General features: G+C 67.7%; 24 protein-coding genes and 1 pseudogene. 10 read left to right on the top strand and 15 right to left on the bottom strand.

Annotated features, from left to right (window positions below; translation table 11 throughout):
- The first annotated feature begins 3 nt into the window (after positions 1 to 3).
- Positions 4 to 1137: a YeeE/YedE family protein gene (locus tag V8324_RS08175; RefSeq protein ID WP_336419440.1), complete on the top strand. Its 1134-nt coding sequence runs from the start codon at positions 4 to 6 to the stop codon at positions 1135 to 1137.
- A complete protein-coding gene (locus V8324_RS08170; RefSeq protein WP_336419439.1) occupies positions 1134 to 1310 on the top strand; it encodes a hypothetical protein in 177 nt (58 codons plus the stop codon). Before V8324_RS08175 ends, V8324_RS08170 begins: the two co-directional genes overlap by 4 nt.
- 21 nt (positions 1311 to 1331) lie before the next feature.
- Here the strand turns inward: V8324_RS08170 and V8324_RS08165 are convergent, their stop codons facing one another.
- The 4 genes from V8324_RS08165 to V8324_RS08150 form a co-directional block, all read right to left on the bottom strand.
- Complete coding sequence (locus V8324_RS08165; protein ID WP_442970488.1) at positions 1332 to 2513, bottom strand: peptidoglycan DD-metalloendopeptidase family protein; 1182 nt, start codon at positions 2511 to 2513, stop codon at positions 1332 to 1334.
- 66 nt (positions 2514 to 2579) lie between these two features.
- A complete protein-coding gene (locus V8324_RS08160; RefSeq protein WP_336419437.1) occupies positions 2580 to 3236 on the bottom strand; it encodes a protein-L-isoaspartate(D-aspartate) O-methyltransferase in 657 nt (218 codons plus the stop codon).
- Positions 3233 to 4015, bottom strand: a complete 783-nt coding sequence (surE, locus tag V8324_RS08155) for a 5'/3'-nucleotidase SurE (protein WP_336419436.1) — start codon at positions 4013 to 4015, stop codon at positions 3233 to 3235. The genes V8324_RS08160 and surE overlap by 4 nt, the downstream gene beginning before the upstream one ends.
- Positions 4016 to 4093: 78 nt before the next feature.
- A complete protein-coding gene (locus V8324_RS08150; protein WP_336419435.1) occupies positions 4094 to 4744 on the bottom strand; it encodes an SDR family NAD(P)-dependent oxidoreductase in 651 nt (216 codons plus the stop codon).
- Positions 4745 to 4852: 108 nt separating this feature from the next.
- Here V8324_RS08150 and V8324_RS08145 point away from each other — a divergent pair, with 108 nt between their 5' ends.
- Positions 4853 to 5425 (top strand): biotin transporter BioY, encoded by a 573-nt coding sequence (locus V8324_RS08145; RefSeq protein WP_336419434.1) that lies wholly within the window; start codon positions 4853 to 4855, stop codon positions 5423 to 5425.
- Positions 5426 to 5489: 64 nt separating this feature from the next.
- Here the strand turns inward: V8324_RS08145 and V8324_RS08140 are convergent, their stop codons facing one another.
- The 4 genes and pseudogenes from V8324_RS08140 to radA form a co-directional block, all read right to left on the bottom strand.
- Positions 5490 to 5762, bottom strand: coding sequence for a type II secretion system protein N (locus V8324_RS08140; RefSeq protein WP_336419433.1), 273 nt, complete (start codon positions 5760 to 5762; stop codon positions 5490 to 5492).
- 142 nt (positions 5763 to 5904) lie between these two features.
- Positions 5905 to 7418, bottom strand: a pseudogene (gene purF, locus V8324_RS08135) (amidophosphoribosyltransferase).
- 114 nt (positions 7419 to 7532) lie between these two features.
- A complete protein-coding gene (locus V8324_RS08130) occupies positions 7533 to 8096 on the bottom strand; it encodes a CvpA family protein (RefSeq protein WP_336419432.1) in 564 nt (187 codons plus the stop codon).
- A gap of 30 nt (positions 8097 to 8126) precedes the next feature.
- Positions 8127 to 9491 (bottom strand): DNA repair protein RadA, encoded by a 1365-nt coding sequence (gene radA, locus V8324_RS08125; protein ID WP_336419431.1) that lies wholly within the window; start codon positions 9489 to 9491, stop codon positions 8127 to 8129.
- A 149-nt stretch (positions 9492 to 9640) separates the two neighbouring features.
- Between radA and V8324_RS08120 the strand changes: the two genes are divergently transcribed.
- Genes V8324_RS08120 through V8324_RS08095 form a run of 6 tightly spaced genes read left to right on the top strand, consistent with a single transcriptional unit; the run spans position 9641 to position 12778 of the window.
- Entirely contained in the window at positions 9641 to 9994 is a 354-nt protein-coding gene (locus tag V8324_RS08120) for an Mth938-like domain-containing protein (RefSeq protein WP_336419430.1), read from the top strand.
- Between the two features lie 57 nt (positions 9995 to 10051).
- Positions 10052 to 10669, top strand: coding sequence for a heme ABC exporter ATP-binding protein CcmA (ccmA, locus tag V8324_RS08115; RefSeq protein WP_336419429.1), 618 nt, complete (start codon positions 10052 to 10054; stop codon positions 10667 to 10669).
- A complete protein-coding gene (ccmB, locus tag V8324_RS08110; protein WP_336419428.1) occupies positions 10666 to 11322 on the top strand; it encodes a heme exporter protein CcmB in 657 nt (218 codons plus the stop codon). The genes ccmA and ccmB overlap by 4 nt, the downstream gene beginning before the upstream one ends.
- A 28-nt stretch (positions 11323 to 11350) precedes the next feature.
- Positions 11351 to 12094, top strand: a complete 744-nt coding sequence (locus tag V8324_RS08105; protein ID WP_336419427.1) for a heme ABC transporter permease — start codon at positions 11351 to 11353, stop codon at positions 12092 to 12094.
- Positions 12091 to 12249, top strand: a complete 159-nt coding sequence (ccmD, locus tag V8324_RS08100) for a heme exporter protein CcmD (protein ID WP_336419426.1) — start codon at positions 12091 to 12093, stop codon at positions 12247 to 12249. Before V8324_RS08105 ends, ccmD begins: the two co-directional genes overlap by 4 nt.
- Positions 12242 to 12778 (top strand): DsbE family thiol:disulfide interchange protein, encoded by a 537-nt coding sequence (locus V8324_RS08095; RefSeq protein WP_336419425.1) that lies wholly within the window; start codon positions 12242 to 12244, stop codon positions 12776 to 12778. The genes ccmD and V8324_RS08095 overlap by 8 nt, the downstream gene beginning before the upstream one ends.
- Before the next feature lie 72 nt (positions 12779 to 12850).
- On the opposite strand, the gene V8324_RS08090 is transcribed toward V8324_RS08095, so the two are convergent.
- The 4 genes from V8324_RS08090 to acnA form a co-directional block, all read right to left on the bottom strand.
- Positions 12851 to 13006, bottom strand: a complete 156-nt coding sequence (locus V8324_RS08090) for a hypothetical protein (RefSeq protein WP_336419424.1) — start codon at positions 13004 to 13006, stop codon at positions 12851 to 12853.
- Positions 13007 to 13253: 247 nt separating this feature from the next.
- Positions 13254 to 13511 (bottom strand): hypothetical protein, encoded by a 258-nt coding sequence (locus V8324_RS08085; protein ID WP_336419423.1) that lies wholly within the window; start codon positions 13509 to 13511, stop codon positions 13254 to 13256.
- Positions 13508 to 14407 (bottom strand): homocysteine S-methyltransferase family protein, encoded by a 900-nt coding sequence (locus tag V8324_RS08080; RefSeq protein WP_336419422.1) that lies wholly within the window; start codon positions 14405 to 14407, stop codon positions 13508 to 13510. The genes V8324_RS08085 and V8324_RS08080 overlap by 4 nt, the downstream gene beginning before the upstream one ends.
- A 196-nt stretch (positions 14408 to 14603) precedes the next feature.
- On the bottom strand, positions 14604 to 17354 hold the full coding sequence (acnA, locus tag V8324_RS08075) for an aconitate hydratase AcnA (protein WP_336419421.1): 2751 nt from the start codon (positions 17352 to 17354) through the stop codon (positions 14604 to 14606).
- Between the two features lie 227 nt (positions 17355 to 17581).
- Here acnA and V8324_RS08070 point away from each other — a divergent pair, with 227 nt between their 5' ends.
- On the top strand, positions 17582 to 18280 hold the full coding sequence (locus V8324_RS08070) for a DUF1223 domain-containing protein (RefSeq protein WP_336419420.1): 699 nt from the start codon (positions 17582 to 17584) through the stop codon (positions 18278 to 18280).
- A gap of 126 nt (positions 18281 to 18406) precedes the next feature.
- Here the strand turns inward: V8324_RS08070 and V8324_RS08065 are convergent, their stop codons facing one another.
- The 3 genes from V8324_RS08065 to V8324_RS08055 form a co-directional block, all read right to left on the bottom strand.
- Positions 18407 to 18985 carry a retropepsin-like aspartic protease family protein gene (locus tag V8324_RS08065; protein ID WP_336419419.1) on the bottom strand — a complete coding sequence of 193 codons (579 nt, stop codon included), beginning with the start codon at positions 18983 to 18985 and terminating at the stop codon, positions 18407 to 18409.
- An 11-nt stretch (positions 18986 to 18996) separates the two neighbouring features.
- Complete coding sequence (locus V8324_RS08060; protein ID WP_336419418.1) at positions 18997 to 19623, bottom strand: MarC family protein; 627 nt, start codon at positions 19621 to 19623, stop codon at positions 18997 to 18999.
- A gap of 253 nt (positions 19624 to 19876) precedes the next feature.
- The gene (locus V8324_RS08055; RefSeq protein ID WP_336419417.1) at positions 19877 to 21004 is read right to left on the bottom strand and encodes an MFS transporter; all 1128 of its coding nucleotides are present in this window, start codon (positions 21002 to 21004) and stop codon (positions 19877 to 19879) included.
- Between the last annotated feature and the right edge of the window lie 53 nt (positions 21005 to 21057).

The raw sequence follows: 21057 nt of genomic DNA, 5'->3' as shown, positions 1-21057 counted from the left end.
GCGATGAGCACCGCGTCAAACATCACGGCCTCTGCGCCGACCGCGCCCGGTCGTCTGTCGCGCGCGCTGGTCCTACTGCTCGTTGCGGCGTCGGTGCTGGCCGCCGCCCTCGTGGCCGGGCCGCGTTACGGGTTGCTTCTGCTGATCGGGCTGGGCTTCGGGCTGGCGCTCGAAGGGTTCCGCTTTGGCTTTACCGGGCCGTGGCGGCGGATGATCCTTCAGCGTGATCCGTCGGGCCTGATCGCGCAGCTTGTGTGCATCGGGATCGTCGCGATTGCCGCGTTTCCGCTGCTGGCGGCGAACCCGGCAGAGCTGAAGGGCGCGCATGCCCCGGTCGGCGTGGCGATGATAGGCGGCGCGTTCCTGTTCGGCGCGGCGATGCAGGTGGTGCTTGGCTGCGGGTCGGGCACTCTGGTCAATGCAGGCAGCGGCAATGCCGTGGGCGCAGTGGCGCTGCCCTTTTTCGCGATCGGCAGTTTCGCCGGGGCGTATCACCTGTCTTGGTGGACCTCTATCGGCAGCCTTCCCATGATGACGCTGTCCGGTGCGAACGGGTTGATGGTCACGCTTGCGGGTCTCGCCGCGTTTTCGGGCCTGGCCTATCTGCTTAGGGCGAAGGGCGCGTTCAAGATGCCACCCCGCTACGTGGGCGCGATCGTGGTGCTGGCGGGGCTGGCGATCCTGCATCTCGTGGTCGCGGGCCAGCCCTGGGGCGTGGTATACGGTCTTGGGCTGTGGGTTGCAAAGGGCGTGGTGGCTGTCGGCGGCGATCTCTCGGGCTCGACCTTCTGGGCGGCCCCCGGCAATGCCGCGCGGGTAGAGGCGAGCCTTCTGACTGATATCACCTCGCTGACCGATCTGGGGCTGATCGGCGGCGCGGCGCTGGTAGCGTGGTGGCGCGCGGGCCTCGCCTCGCCGGTGGGCAAGCTGCCGGCGCGGGCGTGGCTTTCGGTGATCGTGGCGGGTTTGGTGCTGGGCTACAGTTCGCGGCTGGCCTTCGGCTGCAATATCGGCGCGTTCTTCAGCGGGATCGGCACCGGGTCTGTGCATGGCTGGGTGTGGTTCATCGCTGCCTTCACGGGCTCCTGGGCCGGGATCCGGCTGCGGCCCCTGCTGGGGCTGGAGGCGCGGCGATGATCCGCCGGCATGTCACGCTTCTGGTGATGCTCGGGGCAGGCGCGGTGATCGCTCTTGACCTGGCGCAATCGACGCCGCTCAACCCCTACACTGCGCCGCCGATGCTGGCGCTCGGCTCGGGCCTTGCGGCGTCGGGCGCGCATTGCGCGGCCCCGCCACCGCAGGCACGGTAAGCGCCCCGATTTCGGGGCGCGTCAGGACGGGTTCAGGTACCTCCCCGGATCGACGCTGTCGAACCCGTCACGCACCTCGAAATGCAGCACTGCGGATCCGTCGCGCCGGATCTCGGCAATCTTCTGGCCGCGTGAGACGGTGTCGCCTTTTTCCACGGCCACGCCTGCGACGTTGGAATAGACCGTCAGCAGGTTGCCGTCATGCTTGATCACGATGATCGGCACGCCGTTGGTATCCTCGGTGATGGCCGCCACGGTGCCGGCATCGGCGGCGTTGACGGCGCGCCCCGGCGTGGCGGCGATGTCGATGCCGTCATTGCGGCCCTTGGCGTAATCGCGGACGATGTCGCCCTCGACCGGCACGACCATCCGCGAGGCGCCTTCCCGGCCCTGATCGGCGCCGAGATCGGGCGCCGCGACCGCTTCTGTCGGGGCCGAGGCGGGCTGCGTGTCCTCCTCGGGCAGGGGTTTCGAGGCGCTTGGCGGGGTCGGCGAGGGCGATCCGCTGCCGGGCGGCGCGACATCTCCCGTGGTTTCGGTCTCGCGGCCGGCGTCGCGGGGCGTGTTCGCCGCCGGGATCAACAGGAACTGTCCCTCGCGGACGGAGAAATCCGGGCCCAGGCCGTTCCACTCCGCCAGGGTCCGGATCGGCACGTCGTAGAGCCGCGCGATGCTGAACGCCGTCTCGCCGCGTTCGACCTTGTGGCGGACGGGCTCGACCCCGGTGCGCGGTTTGCTGGGTTCAAGACGCGATGTCTCGACCTGCTGCCGATCCGCCCGGCGTATCGCCTCGCCGGCGAGGCTGTCGATATCCACGCCGTCGGGCGACTTTATCGGGCCACCCGCTGGTTCGGGGACGCGGCTTGGCAGGGCGACGATCTCGCCCGCGCGGAGGGGGTCGCCGGTCTGGATGCCGTTGTAGCGCGCCAGTTCCCGCGCATCAGCGCCGATCCGCGTGGCAAGCCGGGCCAGAGTGTCGCCCCGCCGGGCCACGGCCACCTGGTAGCCGGGATAAGAGATGATGCCGCGTTCGTCCGGCTCCGGCCGCCCGGCCTCGGCCGCGCGCGCCGCCTGGGTCGTGCTGGGGGCATCGCCGAACGCGCCGCGCAGGTCCGAGTCCACGGGCCGGTCACAGCCCGCCAGCGCGAGGCCAAGGCCCGTGCAGACCGCGAGGTTTCGGGGAAGGTGGCGCATCTCGATCATCCTCTGTCCTGCCTCGTTCTTGCGGCCCGCGCCCCGTCCTGCGCCGGGGTCATCCGGTGCCTGCCGTCAGCCGTCACGCCCCAGCCCCTCGACCAGCGGCACGAAGCGGACGGGCAGCAATTCGTCGTATTCGTACCCGCTTTCGTTCCGGGTGACGCGGATCAGGCGTTGCACGGCATCCGACTGGCCGACTGGCAGTACCATGATACCGCCCTCCTTCAACTGTGCCAAGAGCGGCCCGGGCGCATCCTCGGCCGCGGCGGTGAGGATGATCTTGTCGAACGGGGCCTGGTCGGGCAAGCCGAAGCTGCCATCGCCAACGATCGCCGTGATGTTGGTCAGGTCCAGCTTGCGGAACACCTCCGTCGCCTCGTTCACCAGCCGCCGGTGGCGATCCACGGTGTAGACGCGCCGCGCGAGCTGGCTGAGGATCGCCGCTTGGTAGCCCGAGCCGGTGCCGACCTCGAGCACCTTATCGCGGCTGCTGACCTTGAGCGCCTGGGTCATCAGCCCCACCACCGAGGGCTGGCTGATGGTCTGGCCGCAGGCAATGGGCAGCGGCATGTCCTCGTAGGCGCGGTCGTTGAAATAGCCGCGGATGAACGGCGCGCGGTCGATCTTCTCCATCGCCGTCAGCACCCGCGCATCCGTTACACCCTTCGAGCGCAGCGCGAAGAGGAACTGCATCTTGCGTTCCGCGTTATCGGGATCAGTGTCTGTCATTCGATGGCCTTCAGCGCCTCCAGCGCGTCATGCGCGGTAAGATCGGCCCGCATCGGCGTCACGGAAATGTAGCCCTGCAGGTTCACATCCGCGTCGGAGCCGGGGCTTGTCGGTTCGTGTTGCGGCGCGCCCGTCACCCACAGGAACCGCCGCCCCGAGGGCGCCGTGTGGGGCTGCACGCCGAACCCCATGTCACGGCGGAACCCCTGGCGCGCGGCGCGCAGGCCCTTGACCCCAGAGGCGGGCACGGGCGGAAAGTTGATGTTGTAGAAAATGCCGTAATCGTCATGGCTCCAGACGCCCTTGTCGAGCAGGCGCTGCAAGGTGGCAAGGCCGTGCACGCGGGCGGCGTCGAAGGTGTCTTCGAGATCGCGATTGTCCGGCCCGTAATACTGGCTGAGCGCGACGGCCGGCACGCCCTGAAGGGCGGCTTCCATCGCGGCGCCGACCGTGCCGGAATAGACCACGTTCTCTGCCGCGTTGTTGCCGCGATTGACGCCCGACAGCACCAGGTCGGGGCGCGCGTCCTTCATCACGTCATGCAGGCCGGCAAGAATGCAATCGGCGGGGCTGCCCTCGGCGGCGTAGCGGCGCTCGGCCATCTTCGAGATCATCATGGGGCGCGTGTAAGAGATGCAATGGCCGACGCCCGACTGCTCGAAGGCCGGCGCGACGGTCCAGACCTCGCCCGCGTCCCCGGCAAGCGCGGTGGCTATCTCGGACAGGACCGCGAGGCCCGGCGCGTTGATGCCGTCGTCATTTGTGATCAGAATGCGCATGCGCCCGTGCCCCGCCAATTGGTTTTCGGCCCCTGTCTAGCGGCGCACTGCATGAGGGGCAAGTCGCGCGGGGCCCCGCTAGAGCAGCGCCAGAAGGCGCGCCGCCTCGTCGCGCGGATGGGAGAGCGTGGCGGGGTCCTCGCCGGGAAAGAACCGCGCGCGGGTCGCGGTCGGCATCGGCGCCGGTGTCAGGATATGGATGCGCGGTCCGGTGCGGACGCTTTCGGCCTGCCAGCTGCGCGCGAGGGCGATCTGCGCGGCCTTCGTGGCGCCGTAGCTGCCGAAGAACTTGGCTCCCACGTTCGGGTCGTCGAAGAACAGCGCCTGGCCGCGATCGCCCAGAAGCGGCGCGATGAACGGAATGAGCGTACCCATGGCGGTGACGTTGCAGGCCACGGATTTGGCCCAGTCGCCCTCTGCCAGGTGCGCGGCGGGTGTCAGCGGGGCCGCATGCACCGCGCCGTGCACCCAGATCGCCAGCCCGCCCCAGCGGTCATGGATCGCCCGGCAAAGCTGCGCCAGCTTGTGCGCGTCGGTGATGTCCATCGGTGCCAGCGTCGCGTGCCCGCCCTTCGCCTGGATGCGGTCGTCCAGCTCTTCGAGCGCGCCGGTGGTGCGCGCCACGGCTACGACGTGATGCGTGGGCGCCAGCGCCTCGGCCATGGCGGCGCCGAGGCCGCGCGAGGCCCCGGTCACGAGCGCGAGGGGAAGGGCGTCATCTTGGGTCATGATATGCAAATCCCACCGTGGACGGCGTGTTTCAAGGACAATCGCTTGACTTTCGTCGCAGCGCAGCAAAAAACTGTGGCCTGAATATGCATCAAGGAGGGACGCGACATGACGCGCGACAGAGTTCTCACAAAGGCCGTGACCGGCCATGACAGTTTGCTGCGCAAGGCGGGGCTCGTGCTGACGGGGTCCTTGCTGATCGCGCTTGCCGCGCAGGTGGCCGTGCCGTTCTTTCCGGTCCCGATGACCCTGTCGACGCTGGCAGTGCTGCTTGTGGGGCTGACGCTTGGGTCGCGGCTTGGGGCGGCGGCGGTGCTGGCCTATCTGGCCGAGGGCGCCATGGGCCTGCCGGTTTTTGCCGGCGGCATGAGCACCGCGTCACTGGTGGGGCCGACCGCGGGTTTCCTCTACGGCTATGTCGGCATGGCGTGGCTGGCCGGGCTGGCAGTGGAGAAGGGTCTTGCCCGCGGGATCGTCTCGACGGCGCTGTGCGGCATCGGCGTGTCGGCGCTGCTATACGTGCCGGGGCTTGCATGGCCCGCGGCGGTCATGGGCACCAGCGCGCCGGATCTCTGGGCGCACTGGATGGCGCCGTTTTTGCTGGGCGATGCCGTCAAGGCGGTGATCGCGGCGATGGTCGTCTGGGGAGGCTGGAAAGCGCTCGAGCGCCGGCGCGGCTGACACCGGCCAACATGCATGACAACAGGCCGCGCCCGGTAGATCCGCGCGCGGCCTTTTTTCGTTGTTACCGTCTGTCACCCGTGTCGGGCAGCGTCAGCCGCTCGGTCCGGCCGCCGCGGCGGAGGACGACCACCGCCTCGCCGATCGCGACCACGGTCGCGCGGTCGAGGGTGTCCCCGACTTCGAGGACATGCGTCTTGCCCAGGTAGCGGAACAGGGCTCGCCCCACGGACGGGCCATGCAAGGTCCCCAAAAGCGCCAACCGACCGCTTTGCGCCGTGGCCCTGTGAGTGGCCGCCGCGCGGGTGGCGGCGGGTATCTGTATCCGGTTCTCCATGAAACTTTCTTGCCCTTCCTAGACAGGAACGCCTCTACCCGCCTTCCCGGTCGTCGAAAAGGCCTTAATCTCGTGTAACGAGCGTAACACAACTTTACCGCGAATTGCGGTACATTTTCAACGAATTTGAGAGGGTCCGAGATTACTCGGCGGCTTTCATCTGGAAGCCCTTCTCGATCTGGTCCGAGGGGGTCACGGGATAATCGCCGGAAAAGCAGGCATCGCAGTATTGCGGGCGCTCGTTGTCGCGGCCGCCGGGCACGCCGACCGCGCGGTAGANCAGTATTGCGGGCGCTCGTTGTCGCGGCCGCCGGGCACGCCGACCGCGCGGTAGAGCCCGTCGAGCGAGACGAAGCGCAGGCTGTCGACGTTGAGATGCGCGCGCATCTCTTCCTCGGACATGCTTGCCGCAAGCAGTTTCTCGCGCTGCGGCGTGTCCACGCCGTAGAAGCAGGGCCAGCATGTGGGCGGCGAGGCAATGCGGAAATGCACCTCGGCCGCGCCGGCATCTAGGATCATTTCCTTGATCTTGCGGCTGGTGGTGCCGCGCACGACGCTGTCATCGACGAGGATGACGCGCTTCCCCTCGATCAGGGCGCGATTGACGTTCAGCTTCAGGCGCACGCCCATGTTGCGGATCTGCTCGGTGGGCTCGATGAAGGTGCGGCCCACGTATTGGTTTCGGATGATCCCCATGGCGAAGGGGATGCCCGATTCATGGCTGTAACCGATCGCGGCTGGCGTGCCGCTATCGGGGACGGGGCAGACGAGATCCGCGTCGACGGGCGCCTCGCGCGCCAGTTCCGCGCCGATCTGGTGCCGGGTCTCGTAGACAGAGCGCCCGCCGATGATCGAATCGGGACGCGAGAAATAGACATGCTCGAAGATGCAAAAGCGCGAGGGCCGGGGCCGGAAGGGGAAATGGCTTTCGACACCGTCCTTTTCCGAGATCACGACCATCTCGCCCGGTGCCACCTCGCGCACGAAGCGCGCGCCGAGGATGTCGAGCGCACAGGTCTCGGATGCCAGCACCCAGCCCTCGCCAAGCTGGCCCAGCACCAGCGGACGCACGCCAAGCGGGTCGCGCACGCCGATCAGCTTGGTCCGGGTCATCGCCACGATCGAGAACGCCCCCTCGACCCGGCGCAGCGCGTCCTCCATCCGCTCGGGGATGGTGCGTTGCAGCGAGCGGGCCATCAGGTGGATGATGCATTCGCTGTCGGATCCCGACTGGAAGATTGAGCCGCGCTCGATCAGTTCGCGGCGCAGCGCGTCGGCATTGGTGATGTTGCCGTTATGCGCGATGGCGGCCCCGCCCATCGAGAACTCGCCGAAGAAGGGCTGCACGTCACGCATCTGCGTGGGCCCCTTCGCACCGGACGTGGAATAGCGCACATGCCCGATGGCCAGCGGCCCGGGCAACGTTTCCATCAGGCTTTGACGGGTGAAGTTGTCGCGCACGTAGCCAAAGCGGCGCGCGCTGTTGAACCCGAGTTCCGAGTCGTGGCTGACGATGCCGCCGGCCTCTTGGCCGCGATGCTGCAGGGCGTGCAGCCCTAGGGCGACGAAATTCGCCGCATCCGGAAGGCCGAGGACGCCATAAACGCCGCATTCCTCCCGCAGCGTGTCATCGTCGAACGGGTGGGCGGGGGGCATTTCGGTGGACAAGAGTGGCAGCTCCGAATCCTGATGTTGTCGCGTGGCGCCTACATAGGTGCTTGCCGGCGATATGTCACGAAACTATCATCCGGTCGTGATCGTGGCGCAGCGTCACTCCTGCGGGGCCTCGCATGCGCCGATCAGCTGCTCGTATTGGCGGGTGATCCAGCCGAGCGCCTGTTCGGGGTTCTCGTCCTCGATCCGGCCGGTGAGCTGGTCGAAAACCCGGGCCGAGCGGCTCTCGTCGATCATCTCAACAGATTGCGCGCCCATCACGGTGTCATAAACGAAATAGGCGATCGCGATCAGCAACACGCCGCGCGCCACGCCGAACACGAACCCCAGCCCCTGGTCGACCCCGCCCAGAACAGAGCGTTGCACCAGCGACGAAAAGAGCGGCGTGATCAGTGACGCCACGATCAGGGCGACGGCGAACACCGCGGCGAAGGCGGCGATCATCGCAAGCTCGCAACTGTCGGCGATGAAATCGCCCACGACCGGCACTTCCTTGACCAGCGGTTCGACCTGCGGGGCAAAGATGAAGGCGACGACACCCGCGAAGATCCACCCCGCGATGGCCAGCCCTTCGCGCACGAAGCCGCGCGAGTAGGCCAGCAGCGCCGATACTATGATGAACAGCGCCACGGCACCGTCGATGATGGTGAAACCCTGCATGTTGTCTTGTCCCGTCCCGATAGGGCGCGCCTAGCCTGCGCCGAAAATGTCACCCACGAACGCGGTCAGATCGCCCATCCGGGTGAGGCTCAGCCCGCATTCCTCGCCGGTCTTGCCGCCCGAGGGAATGATGGCCGAGGTGAAACCAAGTTTTTGCGCCTCTTTCAACCTGTTTTCGGTCTGCCCCACCGGGCGCAGTGCGCCAGACAGGCTGATTTCCCCGAAAATCACCGTCTCCGCCGGCAGGGCGGTATCCTCGCGCGCGCTCAGCAGTGCTGCCGCGACCGCGAGGTCGGCGGCCGGTTCGGAAATCCGCAGGCCGCCCGCGACGTTGAGATAGACGTCGAGCCCTGCAAACGGAATGCCGCAGCGCGCCTCGAGCACCGCGAGGATCATGGCGAGGCGCGCCCCATCCCAGCCCACGACCGCGCGGCGGGGCTGCGCATGCGGTGTGGGCGCCACCAGCGCCTGCATCTCGACCAGCACGGGCCGCGTGCCTTCGATGCCCGAGAACACCACCGAGCCGGGCGAGGGCGCGCCGCGCCCCGACAGGAACAGCTCCGACGGGTTGGCGACCTCGGCCAGACCGGCGCCGGTCATCTCGAACACCCCGATCTCGTCGGCAGGCCCGAAGCGGTTCTTGACGCTACGCAGGATGCGGAACTGGTGCCCGCGCTCGCCCTCGAAATAGAGCACGCAATCGACCATGTGCTCGACCACGCGGGGGCCGGCGATCTGGCCGTCCTTGGTGACATGGCCCACCAGGACGACGCAGGTGCCGAAACGCTTGGCAAAGCGGGTCAGCTCGTGCGCCGCGGCGCGGACCTGTGACACGCTGCCGGGCGCCGCCTCGACCGTGTCCGACCAGATGGTCTGGACCGAGTCGATGATCACCAGATCTGGTTTCTCGGTCTCGAGCGTGGTCAGGATGTCGCGCAGCGAGGTGGCCGCGGCAAGCTTCACCGACGCGTTCTCCAGCCCGAGGCGCTGCGCGCGCATCCGCACCTGCGCACTGGCCTCCTCGCCCGACACGTAAAAGGTCCGCAGGCCCGCCTCGGCGAATCGCGCGGCGGCCTGCAACAGCAGCGTGGACTTGCCGATGCCGGGATCGCCGCCCACGAGGATCGCGCTTGACGGCACAAGCCCGCCGCCAAGAACGCGGTCCAGCTCGCCGATGCCCGAACAGGTGCGCGGCGGCGGGGCCTCTTGCGTCGCGAGATCGGTGAGCGCCAGTTGCGCGCCGCGCTTGCCCCCCAGCGTCTTGCCCTTGGGGCCGGTCGACAGCGGCACATCTTCCTGAATCGTGTTCCACGCGCCGCAGGCGTCGCAGCGACCCGACCAGCGGGTATGCGCGGCACCACAGGCCGTGCAGGAGAAGGATGCGGGCTTTGCCATGGCGCGGTCATGCCCCAAGCCACGAAGGCGGTCAAACCCCAAATGCCGGCGCAATGGGCGGGATCGCCTTGAACGCGGGGGCGGTCTGCGACACATGTCAGGCGAGGGCCGCGCCCGCGCGGAAACCGTACGTCCGAAGGAGCCACGCCATGCAACTGACCGAGATCACCTTTGCCGGGGCCACGCCGATCGACGGCTACGGCCCGGGCTTCTTCCGCGTCGCCGGCGAGGTCTTGGAAGGCCCGATCCTGGTGACCGTCGCATGGGCCCGCAGCTGGGGCGGCTACGACGACAGTGCACCCCTGTTGGGGCTGCTGGAGGAGGTAGACGTCATCTTCATGGGCACAGGCGCCGAGACGGCACATATTCCCACCGACCTGCGGAACATTCTGGAAGAGGCCGGGATCGGCGTTGAGGTCATGAGCTCGCCCGCCGCCTGCCGCACCTACAACGTGCTCTTGTCGGAAGGCCGCCGTGTCGCGGTGGCCGCCCTGCCGGTCTGAACATGGCGGCGGGTTTGGCGCTTTTCGTGCCCGGGTCCTTGGGGTAGAGCAGGGCGCATGACATTGACCATCACCGATCTGGGCGTCGCGCGCGGCGGCATTCCCGTGCTGGAGGGGCTGAGCCTGACGCTGGAGGCGGGGCAGGCGCTGGTGCTGCGCGGGCCCAACGGCATCGGCAAGACCACGCTGCTGCGCACCATCGCCGGGCTGCAACCGCCGCTTCGTGGTACGGTGTCGGTGCCCGAGGACAGCCTCGTCTATGCCGGCCATGCGGACGGCATCAAGCCCACGCTGAGCGTCGCCGAGAACCTCAGCTTCTGGGCGCAGGCCTTTGGCAACAGTGACATTTCCGCAGCCCTCGACGCGTTCGACCTGACGCCGCTTGCGGGTCGTGTCGCGGGCGCCCTTTCGGCCGGGCAGAAGCGGCGGCTGGGGCTTGCGCGGCTGCTGGTGACGGGACGGACGATCTGGGTGCTGGACGAGCCGACCGTGTCGCTGGACGTGGACGCGGTGGCGATGTTCGTCGCCGTCATGCGCGCGCATCTGACGACCGGCGGGCTGGCGCTGATCGCCACGCATATCGACCTTGGCCTGCCCGAGGCGCAGGTGCTGGATGTCGCGGGTTACCGCGCCAAGCCCCTGGATATGAACGATTTCGACGGGGCGTTCCTGTGATCGCGCTGCTGGTCCGCGACATGCGGCTGGCGATGCGCGCGGGTGGGGGCTTCGGCCTCGGGCTGTCATTCTTCCTGATCGTCGTGGTGCTCGTGCCCTTCGGCATCGGCCCGCAGGCCGCGACCCTCGCGACGATTGCACCGGGCATCCTGTGGATCGGCGCGCTGCTGGCCTGCCTCTTGTCGCTCGACCGGATCTTCGCGCTCGACTGGGAGGATGGCAGCCTCGACCTGCTGGCGACCTCGCCCCTGCCCATGGAAGGGCTGGTCGCGGTCAAGTCGCTGGCGCACTGGCTGACCACGGGCCTGCCGCTGGTTCTGGCGGCCCCCGTGCTGGGCGTGCTTCTGAACCTGCCGGGGCCGGGCTTTGCCTGGCTGACGCTGTCGCTCGTCCTCGGCACCCCGGCGCTCAGCGTGATCGGCACGTTCGGCGCGGCGCTGACAGTCGGGTTGAAGCGCGGCGGGCTGCTTCTCAGTCTGCTTGTGCTGCCGCTTTACGTGCCTACATTGATCTTCGGGGCGGAAGTTGCCCGGCGCGGGGCCGAGGGGTTGGAGACCACGACGCCGCTGGTTCTGCTGGCGGGGATCACCTGCGGCACGATCGCCCTTTTGCCTTTCGCCTCGGCTGCGGTATTGAAGGTCAACCTGAGATGACAGATCTGCGACGACCAAAGGAGACGGGATGAGCCGCAATTCACTGTGGGAATATGCCAACCCCCGCAAGTTCCTGCAAACGACCGACATTGTGCTGCCTTGGGTGGCATGGCTGGCGGCGGTGACGCTGGTCGTGGGGCTGGTCTGGGGGTTCTTCTTCACGCCCGACGACTACCGGCAGGGCGCCACGGTCAAGATCGTGTACCTGCATGTGCCCGCGGCCCTGATGGCGATCAATGCGTGGCTGATGATGCTGGTCTGCTCGCTGATCTGGATCATCCGTCGGCATCATGTCAGCGCATTGGCGGCGCGGGCGGCGGCGCCGGTGGGGATGGTCATGACGGTGATCGCACTGCTGACCGGGGCGATCTGGGGCCAGCCGATCTGGGGGACATGGTGGGTCTGGGATCCGCGCCTGACCTCGTTCCTCATCCTTTTTCTCTTTTATCTCGGCTACATAGCCCTATGGGAGGCGATCGAGAACGATGACACCGCCGCCGATCTCACCTCGATCCTGTGCCTTGTCGGGTCGGTCTTCGCGTTGCTCAGCCGCTACGCGGTCAACTTCTGGAACCAGGGCCTGCACCAGGGCGCGTCGCTGTCGGTGGCGCCCGGCGAGCGGATGGCGATGACCTTCAAGCTGCCGCTTTACGTCAGCATGACGGCGTTTGCGTTACTTTTCATAGCCTTGGTGCTGGTACGCACGCGGACCGAGATCCGGGCGCGGCGCATGCGCGCATTGCTGGCGCGGGAAAGGATGGGGCAGGCATGATGCCGGATCTTGGCAAATACACGGAAACGGTGCTGTCGTCCTACGCGGTCTCGCTGGTGCTGCTGGCGGCCATCATCCTGCTGAGCCTGCGCCGCGCGCGGCGCGTGAAGAAAGAGCTTCAGGACGTTGAATCGAAAGTGAAAACCAATGGCTAAGGTGTCGCCGTTGATGCTGGCCCCGCTGGTGATCTTCGCCGGGTTCGCGGGGCTGGCGCTTGTCGGGCTGGGGCGCGACAACCCCGACGAGCTGCCCTCGGCGTTGGCCGGGAAACAGGCGCCGGAGGTGGCGCTGACGCCGTTGGGCGAAGGGAAACCCTTTACGGACAAGGATTTGCGCGACGGGGATGTATCGCTGGTCAATTACTGGGCAAGCTGGTGCGCGCCCTGCCGGGTCGAGCATCCCAACCTCGAAGACCTGGCCGACGAGGGGGTCACCATCTACGGGGTCAACTACAAGGATAAGCCGGGTAACGCATTGGGATTTCTCGAGAATCTCGGGAATCCCTATGCCGCGCTCGGGGCGGATGTGAAGGGGCGCATGGCGCTGGACTGGGGCCTTTACGGGGTGCCCGAGACCTACGTGATTGACGGTCAGGGCGAAATCGTGCTGCGTTTCGCCGGGCCGATCACGGACAGCATTCTCGAAAACACGATCCGCCCGGCGATCGAGGAGGCGCGGCGCTAGCGTACAGCGTGTACCCCGTGTATGCGGGTTGCGTACACATTGGCCGCCGCCGGGGCCCGCCGTTGGCCGCGCTCAGCGATTGCCGGCTGCCGCGCAGTGATGCGCGCCCGCGGCCGGCAGCGGGCAGGCCTTGTCGCGGTCGCTGTCGCCGTAGGCGCCGATGACCGCCATCAGGCTGATGAAGGCCGCCTGTGCGAGAATGAGAGAGGTGCGTGTCTTCTTTGCCATGTCGTCTGCCCCGTGGGTCTTGTTCGTCGAACCCTGTGGATAAGCATGCCATCCCGCGGGGCGTTTGAGTAGCCCTTTAGGGTTTGCGATCACGGGATTGTGGCCGATCGGCCGAAATCCGTGCAGGGGCAGCCGCGGGTGGCCATGGCTTGGGCAGTCCGTGACTGCCAGCGCGCCGCCGCGAGACGTCATCGCGGGATCATCCGGCCGGGTCGGGCCGCTTGGCGAAGCGCACGAGATCGGCCGGTTAGATCGGGGACGCGTCCGGCTTCCTGATCAGGCGGGACGTGTCGAACGTCTCACCCGGCTTGGCGCTGCAGGGATCGGGGCGACGGTCACCGGCCACGACGGGCGCGAGGAAGGTATCCTTGCACAGGCGCAGCATGTCGCCGGACACCGCCATCAACAGCGCCGATCCCAGCGGCCCAAGATGCGCGCCGCCCGAGGCAAGCGCGCTTTCGCGCAGCGGCCGCGCAGCATCGTGTGCCCGCCGCCAGCGGATCACGACACCGCGGCGACACGGCGCGCGGCGAGGTGCTGCGCAATGGCCGCGATGTGGTCGGGCCCGGTCTCGCAGCAGCCGCCGACGATGCGGGCGCCCTGCGCGACCCAGCTCATCGCATGCTCCGCGTAGCGCTCCGGCCCGAGATCCTCGCGCGCCTGCAGCGCGTCGACGGAGGCGCCGGCGCGGCGGAACTCCGGGGTGATCCGGGTGAAGGCGTTGGCATAGGCGCCGGTCGGCAGGTGTGATGCGGTCAGCGCGGCCAGCGCCGCGGGCATCGATTCCGGGACCGAGCAATTGGCGAGCACCGCCTCGGCACCCTCGGATCGGGCGATCTCGACGACATCGGCCACCGCCTCGCCGGAGCGCAGGCGCGTGCCGTCCTCGTCATCGACGGTGATCGCCAGCCAGACCGGGACGCCGGCGGCCTGCGCGCCCTGAAGGGCGGCGCGCGCATGGGTCAGCGAGGCGACGGTTTCGCAGATCACCAGATCGACGCGGCCCGCCATCCGTTCGGCGCATTCCGCGTAAAGCGGCCGCGCGGTGGCGAGATCGGGATGCGCGTCGGGGCGGTAGCTGCCGTTGAGCGGCCCGAGCGCGCCGGCGATGCGGCCCGACCCATGATCCGCGCGCGCCGTCTCTGCCGCCGTCAGCGCGGCGGCATAGAGCGCGTCGAGGCTGTCTTCATAGGGTGTGCCCTGCAGCCGGTCGCGGTGCAGCGCGTAGGTGTTGGCGGTGGCGATCTGCGCGCCGGCGGCGAAGAAATCCGCGTGAACCGCGCGCACCAGATCGGGATGGTCGATCATCAGGCGGGTGGACCACATATGCGTCGGCGCGTCGCCCGAGCGGCGCAGTAATTCCTGCCCCAGCCCGCCATCGAGCAGCGTGATGTCGTTCATGTCCGTATCCTCCCGGTAACGCATGTGGGGCGGGTGCTGCGCGCCTGCAACACCCGTTACGGCGACGTATGCGCGGGGCCGGGCGAAGCAAAGGGGAGAAGCGAGATTTCGGCGGTCCGGCATGGGACAGATTGTCCGGGCCGTGCGAGCCGGGGCAGGGCGCGGCGGCGACACCGCCGCGCCCTGGATCAGTCGGTCACGCCGCCGATTGTGCGAGGTCGCGCAGCACGTAATGCAGCACGCCGCCATGTTCGACATATTCCTTCTCGATGGCTGTATCGATCCGGCATTTCAGCGTGATCTCTTTTTCCGTGCCGTCGCCGTAGGTGATGGTGCAGGGCACCTCCTGCTGCGGCTTGATCGTGTCGAGACCGGTGATCGTCACCGTCTCGTCGCCGGTCAGGCCGAGCGACTTGCGGCTGTCGCCGCCGGTGAACTCGAACGGGATCACGCCCATGCCGACGAGGTTGGAGCGGTGGATGCGCTCGAAGTTCTCGGCGATCACCGCCTTGACGCCCAGCAGGGCCGTGCCCTTGGCCGCCCAGTCGCGGCTGGAGCCGGCACCGTATTGCTCGCCGGCGAAGATCACCAGCGGCGTGCCCTGATCCTGCCACGCCATCGCGGCGTCGAAGATCGAGGTCTGTTCCCCGTCGGGGCCCTTGGTATAGCCGCCCTCGACCCCGTCCAGCATCTCGTTGCGGATGCGGATATTGGCGAAGGTGCCGCGCATCATCACCTCGTGATTGCCGCGCCGCGAGCCGTAGGAGTTGAACTCTCGTACAGGGACCTGGCGTTCCTGAAGGTAGCGCCCCGCGGGCGTGTCGGCCTTGAACGAGCCCGCCGGCGAGATGTGGTCGGTGGTCACCATGTCGCCGAGGATCGCCAGCACGCGGGCGCCCTCGATGTTGTCGATGGTGCCCGGTTCGGCCGACATGCCCTTGAAATAAGGCGGATTCTGCACGTAGGTCGAGTTTGCCGGCCAATCGTAGGTCTCGCCGCCCGAGGTCTCGATGGCGCGCCATTGGTCGTCGCCCTTGAAGACGTCCGCGTATTTCTCCTGGAAGGCTTCGCGGGTGACGGTGGCCTCGACGAGGCGCGCGATCTCTGCCTGGGTGGGCCACAGATCCTTCATGTAGACCGGATTGCCGTCGGGGTCGTGGCCGAGCGGATCGCGGGTCAGGTCGATATTCATGTCGCCGGCCAGCGCGTAGGCCACCACCAGCGGCGGCGAGGCGAGGTAGTTGGCGCGCACGTCCGGGCTGATCCGCCCCTCGAAGTTACGGTTGCCCGACAGGACCGAGGTGGCGATCAGGTCGCCCTCGGCGATCGCCTCGGAGATCTCGGGCTGCAGCGGGCCGGAATTGCCGATGCAGGTGGTGCAGCCATAGCCCACGAGGTTGAAGCCGATGGCGTCGAGATCCTCCTGCAGGCCCGCGGCCTCGAGGTAATGCGACACCACCTGGCTGCCCGGCGCGAGCGAGGTCTTGACCCAAGGCTTGCGGGTCAGGCCGCGCTCGCGGGCCTTGCGCGCCACGAGGCCGGCGCCGATCATCACGTACGGGTTCGAGGTGTTGGTGCACGACGTGATCGAGGCGATCACCACCGAGCCGTCGCGCAGCTTGTAATCCTCGCCCTTGACCGGGACCGACTTGCGCATGTCGCGGCCGGCATCCGGGGCCGGGGCCTCTGCCAGCATGTCGCGCGCCTGTTCGCTGTCGTCGCAGCCGCGATACTCGCAGACCTCGTCGTAGAAGGCCGGCGCGGCGCGGTCGAGCGGCGTGTGGTCCTGCGGCCGCTTGGGCCCCGAGATGGCCGGCACGACCGTGCCCATGTCGAGGGTCAGCGTGTCGGTATAGACCGGCGCGTAGCCCGGGTTGCGCCAGAAGCCGTTTTCCCTCGCATAGGCCTCGACCAGCGCGATGCGGTCCTTGTCGCGGCCGGTCTGCTCGAGATAGCGCAGCGTCTCGTCATCCACGGGGAAGAAGGCGCAGGTGGCGCCGAATTCGGGGGACATGTTGCCGATGGTCGCGCGGTCGGCGAGCGGCAGGTGATCGAGCCCGTCGCCGTAGAATTCCACGAACTTGCCGACCACGCCCTTCTCGCGCAGCATCTGCGTGACGCGCAGCACGAGGTCGGTGGCGGTCGTGCCCTCGACCATCGCGCCGGTCAGCTTGAAGCCCACGACCTCGGGGATCAGCATCGAGATCGGCTGGCCGAGCATCGCCGCCTCGGCCTCGATCCCGCCGACGCCCCAGCCGAGCACGCCGAGGCCGTTGACCATCGTGGTGTGGCTGTCGGTGCCCACCAGCGTGTCGGGGTAGGCCACCGTTTCGCCGTGCTGGTCGGTATCGGTCCAGACGGTCTCGGCGAGGTATTCGAGATTGACCTGGTGGCAGATGCCGGTGCCCGGCGGCACCACGCGGAAATTGTCGAACGCGCCCTGGCCCCATTTGAGGAACTGGTAGCGTTCCATGTTGCGCTCGTATTCGCGGTCCACGTTCATCTGCAGCGCGCGGGGATTGCCGAACTCGTCGATCATCACCGAGTGGTCGATGACCAGGTCCACGGGGTTGAGCGGGTTGATCTTCTGCGCGTTGCCGCCAAGCGCCTTGATCCCGTCGCGCATCGCCGCGAGGTCGACGACCGCCGGCACGCCGGTGAAGTCCTGCATCAGCACGCGGGCGGGGCGGTAGGCCAGCTCGTGATTGGCGCGGCCGCCATTGTCGGCCCAGGTCGAGAACGCCTTGATGTCGTCGGTCGTGACGGTCTTGCCATCCTCGAACCGCAGCATGTTCTCGAGCACCACCCGGAGCACGATGGGCAGGCGCGAGAAATCGCCAAGGCCCGCATCCTCTGCGGCCTTGATCGAGTAATAGGCGACCGACTGGTTGCCGGCGGTGAGGGTCTTGCGGGTCTTCGCGCTATCTTGTCCGACGCTGATGGGCATGGGCCGTCCTTTCATGGTCAGGCTGGATCACTTGACACCGGTTTTGACCCATTTGCGGGTTTCGATCAAGGGTTCCGGCGCCGGTTTGTATACTGTTGCACACAAATAGGTGCTCGGGGCGCGGATGTCACCCCGCGCTCTCTCGAAACGGTGATTGGCGATCGGGCGCGTGGCGGTCTAGGTTTCGCGGTACCCTGTGCCAAGGCACGCAACCGGTGGTTCACGCGATGCGACAGATTTTTCTCGGTGCGCTTGCGGCGCTTTTCCTGGCGCCCGCCGCGGAGGCCGACGCGCCCGTGGTGGTGGAGCTTTTCACCGCGCAGGGCTGTCCGGCCTGTCCGCCCGCCGACGCGTTCCTCGCCGATCTTGCCGCGCGCGACGACGTGATCGCGCTGTCGCTGCATGTCGATTACTGGGACTACATGGGCTGGGAGGATACGTTCGGCAGCCCCGAGAACAGCGCCCGGCAGCGCGGCTATGCGCGCGCGCAGGGTCACAAGATGGTCTACACGCCGCAGATGATCGTCGGCGGGGCCGATTACGCGGTGGGCACGCATCGCGCGGACATCATCGACCTGATCGACGCGCATCTGGACCGCGGGCCGGGCGATGTCACGCTGGAGATCACGCGCGCGGGAGACCACTTGTCGCTGCGCGCAGTTGCACAGCGGCCGCGCGACCGGCCGTTGCTGGTGCAACGCGTGGAGGTGATCCCCGAGGCCGAGGTGCGCATCACCCGCGGCGAGAATGCGGGGCGCGCGGCGCGGCACGTGAATGTCGTGACCGGGATCGCGCGGCTGGCGACATGGGACATGCAGGCGCCGCTGGAGCTGGAGATCGCGGCGCCGGGGCAGGGCGCGTCGGTGATCCTTCTGCAGGAGGGACGGCACGGCCCGATCGCGGCGGCGGCGCGGGTCGGCCCGTGACCAGGCGCAATCCGAAATCCCGGGCGTCAGCAGGCCATCGCCTGTCCGGGGGCGGACATGCGATGGCGCCGCGGCCTGCGGCCGCCAACCGCGCCGAGGCGATGTGCGGCAATCGGCGTGCATGCCTCAACGCGTCAGCACCAGTCTGCCGCCGGTGATCTCGATGCTGGAGAATTTCTGCAGGTAGCTCATCCCCAGCAGCGAGCCCTCCATCTCGCCACGATTGACCACGGCGCGCACGTCCTCGTGCCGGACCGGGCCGACCGCCACGCTGTCAAGTCGCACCGGGGCGGTGCGCACCTCGCCATTGGCGGTGAAGGCGCGGCCGAAATAGTTGAGCGTGTCGGTGTCGATGCCGACCTTATCGGCGTCGCGCCGGCTGAGCACCACCTGGCTGGCGCCGGTATCGACGATGAAGCGCAGCGGCGTGCCGTTGACCTGGGCCGTCAGGTAGTAATGCCCGTCGGGCGCGCGCGGCAGCTCGATCCGGTCGCCCGACATCACGGTCTGGGTGGGGCGCACGGTCTGGCGGATGTCCTGCCACAGCCCGACCACGGCCAGCGCGCCGAGAAAGATCAGCGCCCAGATCAGAAGCTGTTGCAGCAGCTTGCCGATCCGCTCGCGGCCCTGGACCACGAACCACAGCACCAGCACCGAGCCGAGGATCACCAGGTAGGTGAGGCGGGCGAAATCGAAATCCTGCATCGCCTGCCCCCTCAGCCCGCGAGGCCGAAGCCGCGCAGCCCGTCGAGCACGAACTGCACCGCCAGCGCCGCCAGCAGCATCCCCAGCAGCCGGGTGACCACGTTGATGCCCACCTTGCCAAGCGCGCGCTCGAGGATGCTGCCGGTCAGGAACATCAGGAAGACCAGCAGCACCAGCGACAGCATCACGCCGACCACCATCGCCAGCCCCTCGGGGCCGGGTTGCTGGCCGACCAGCAGGATCACCGAGGCGATGGCGCCGGGCCCGGCGATCAGCGGAATGGCCAGCGGGAAGATCGAGGGGTCGTCGCCCTCGTCCTCCTCGGCCTCGTCGGCCTGGCCCTGCCGGCGTTTCGTGCGCCGCTCGAACAGCATGTCGAGGGCGGTCAGGAACAAGAGCACCCCGCCGGCGATGCGAAAGGCGGGCATGGAAATGCCGATGAAGCCCAGCACCGCCTCGCCGAAGGCCGCGAAGGCGATCAGGATGAGCGCCGAGGTGACACAGGCGCGCAATGCTATGGCGCGGCGGCGCGCGGCGCTGCTGCCCTGCGTCAGCGCCACGAAAAGCGGCGTCATGCCGATCGGGTCGATGACCACGAAGAGCGTGACGAAGGCGGTGATGAGAAACGCGGTATCCATGCGCGCCAGCCTAGCGCGGTTTCGCGCGGGGCGCCATGCCGCGCGATGCGGGGACGCCCCGGCGGCGGGGGCGCGGGATGCGCCTCGGCGTGGGCCGTATTCGACGCAGGAGACGCGGTGACACGAGGTCAGTCCAGGCCGTAGCAAGACGCCCTTGAAACCGCATGTGTCACGGCAGGTGAAACGGCCGCGCGCCCGGTGGCAGGCGCCGCCCGGAGACCGTGCCACTGTGTATCCGCATCCGAAACCGATCTCATCCGGTCGCGGTGAGCCGCCTGCCCGCGGCAAGTGCGCAGCAGGCTGCGACAAGACACAAGATGGACAGGGCCGCCGCGGCGTGGCTCGGTCGGGTCGCCGCAAGGGTGGCAACCGTCGCTATCCCACCGAAACGCGCGAAGGTGATGTCGAGGCTGGTCGAGACGGCGCTCAGGCCTTTCGGGGCAAACCGCAATATCATTTGCGTCGACGGTGCATTGCTGCACGCCAGCCCGGCCCCGATGAGAACCGCTGACAGGAGGACTGGCAAAAGACCCCAGCTGTAGAACAAGGCTGGCAGTGCGACGAGGATGAGAAGCGGCGCGGCGAGCATGATCGTCCTGACATGGGGTTTGTCGACGAGATTTCTCAACAGGGCACTCAGGATACTGAATGCCAGCCACACCACGGACAGGACCAGACCTATGCCGGCCTCGCCGACCGCATTGTTTGACAGCCAGATCGGTAGCCGGAACAGGTAATACGTGATGGTTCCGTAGGTGCAGAACACATAGAGGAAGGCCACCCAGAGATCGCGGGCACGAAACAGTTCTGAATAGTTCCTCTTCGCAGCGGGACGGTTTCTCGGCCGGGCAGCGATGGTCGATCCCGTCAGGATCACCAGGGCGATTGTCGCGATGATGGCGTTCAGGATGAAAGCGAGCGTCCAACTGTATTCGCTCAGGATGCTGCCGTACAGAACCGGTGCGAATGCGGCCACATACCCCGCGACACTCCCCCAGACGATGAGCATCCGCCCCGGTTTTCGTGGTGACGCGCGCGTCAGCAGAAGCGGTACGAGTGGCGAAAAGATCCCGGCGCCCAGGCCCTGCAGGATACGCGCCATGATGAGCGCATCGAAACTGTCCGCGGCGGCGACCAAGAGCGATCCGATGGCGAAAAGAGCGACCCCGAGACCGAAAACCTTGTTCGTGTGGAAGGCGTCGCCCCACCAGCCTCCGAACAGGACCCCGATGGCAACCGCCAGACCGTATGAATTGAAGACCCAGCCCAGATCGCCGATGGTCAGTCCGAATTGCTGCTGGATGGCCGGCAGCAGCAGCGGGACCAGCGTTATCTCGATCACGAAGGCGACATTTGCCGCGATCGGCCCGACAATCGCCACGCGTCGTGCCAGTCCCGACGCGCGGGTCTTCTTGAATTCGGATGTGTGCAGGC

Origin of the sequence: Roseovarius sp. D22-M7 (genome assembly GCF_037083785.1) — a bacterium.
Lineage (GTDB): Bacteria > Pseudomonadota > Alphaproteobacteria > Rhodobacterales > Rhodobacteraceae > Roseovarius.
Note: the sequence above shows the minus strand (reverse complement) of the source record. Positions and strands in the feature narration are given on the sequence as shown.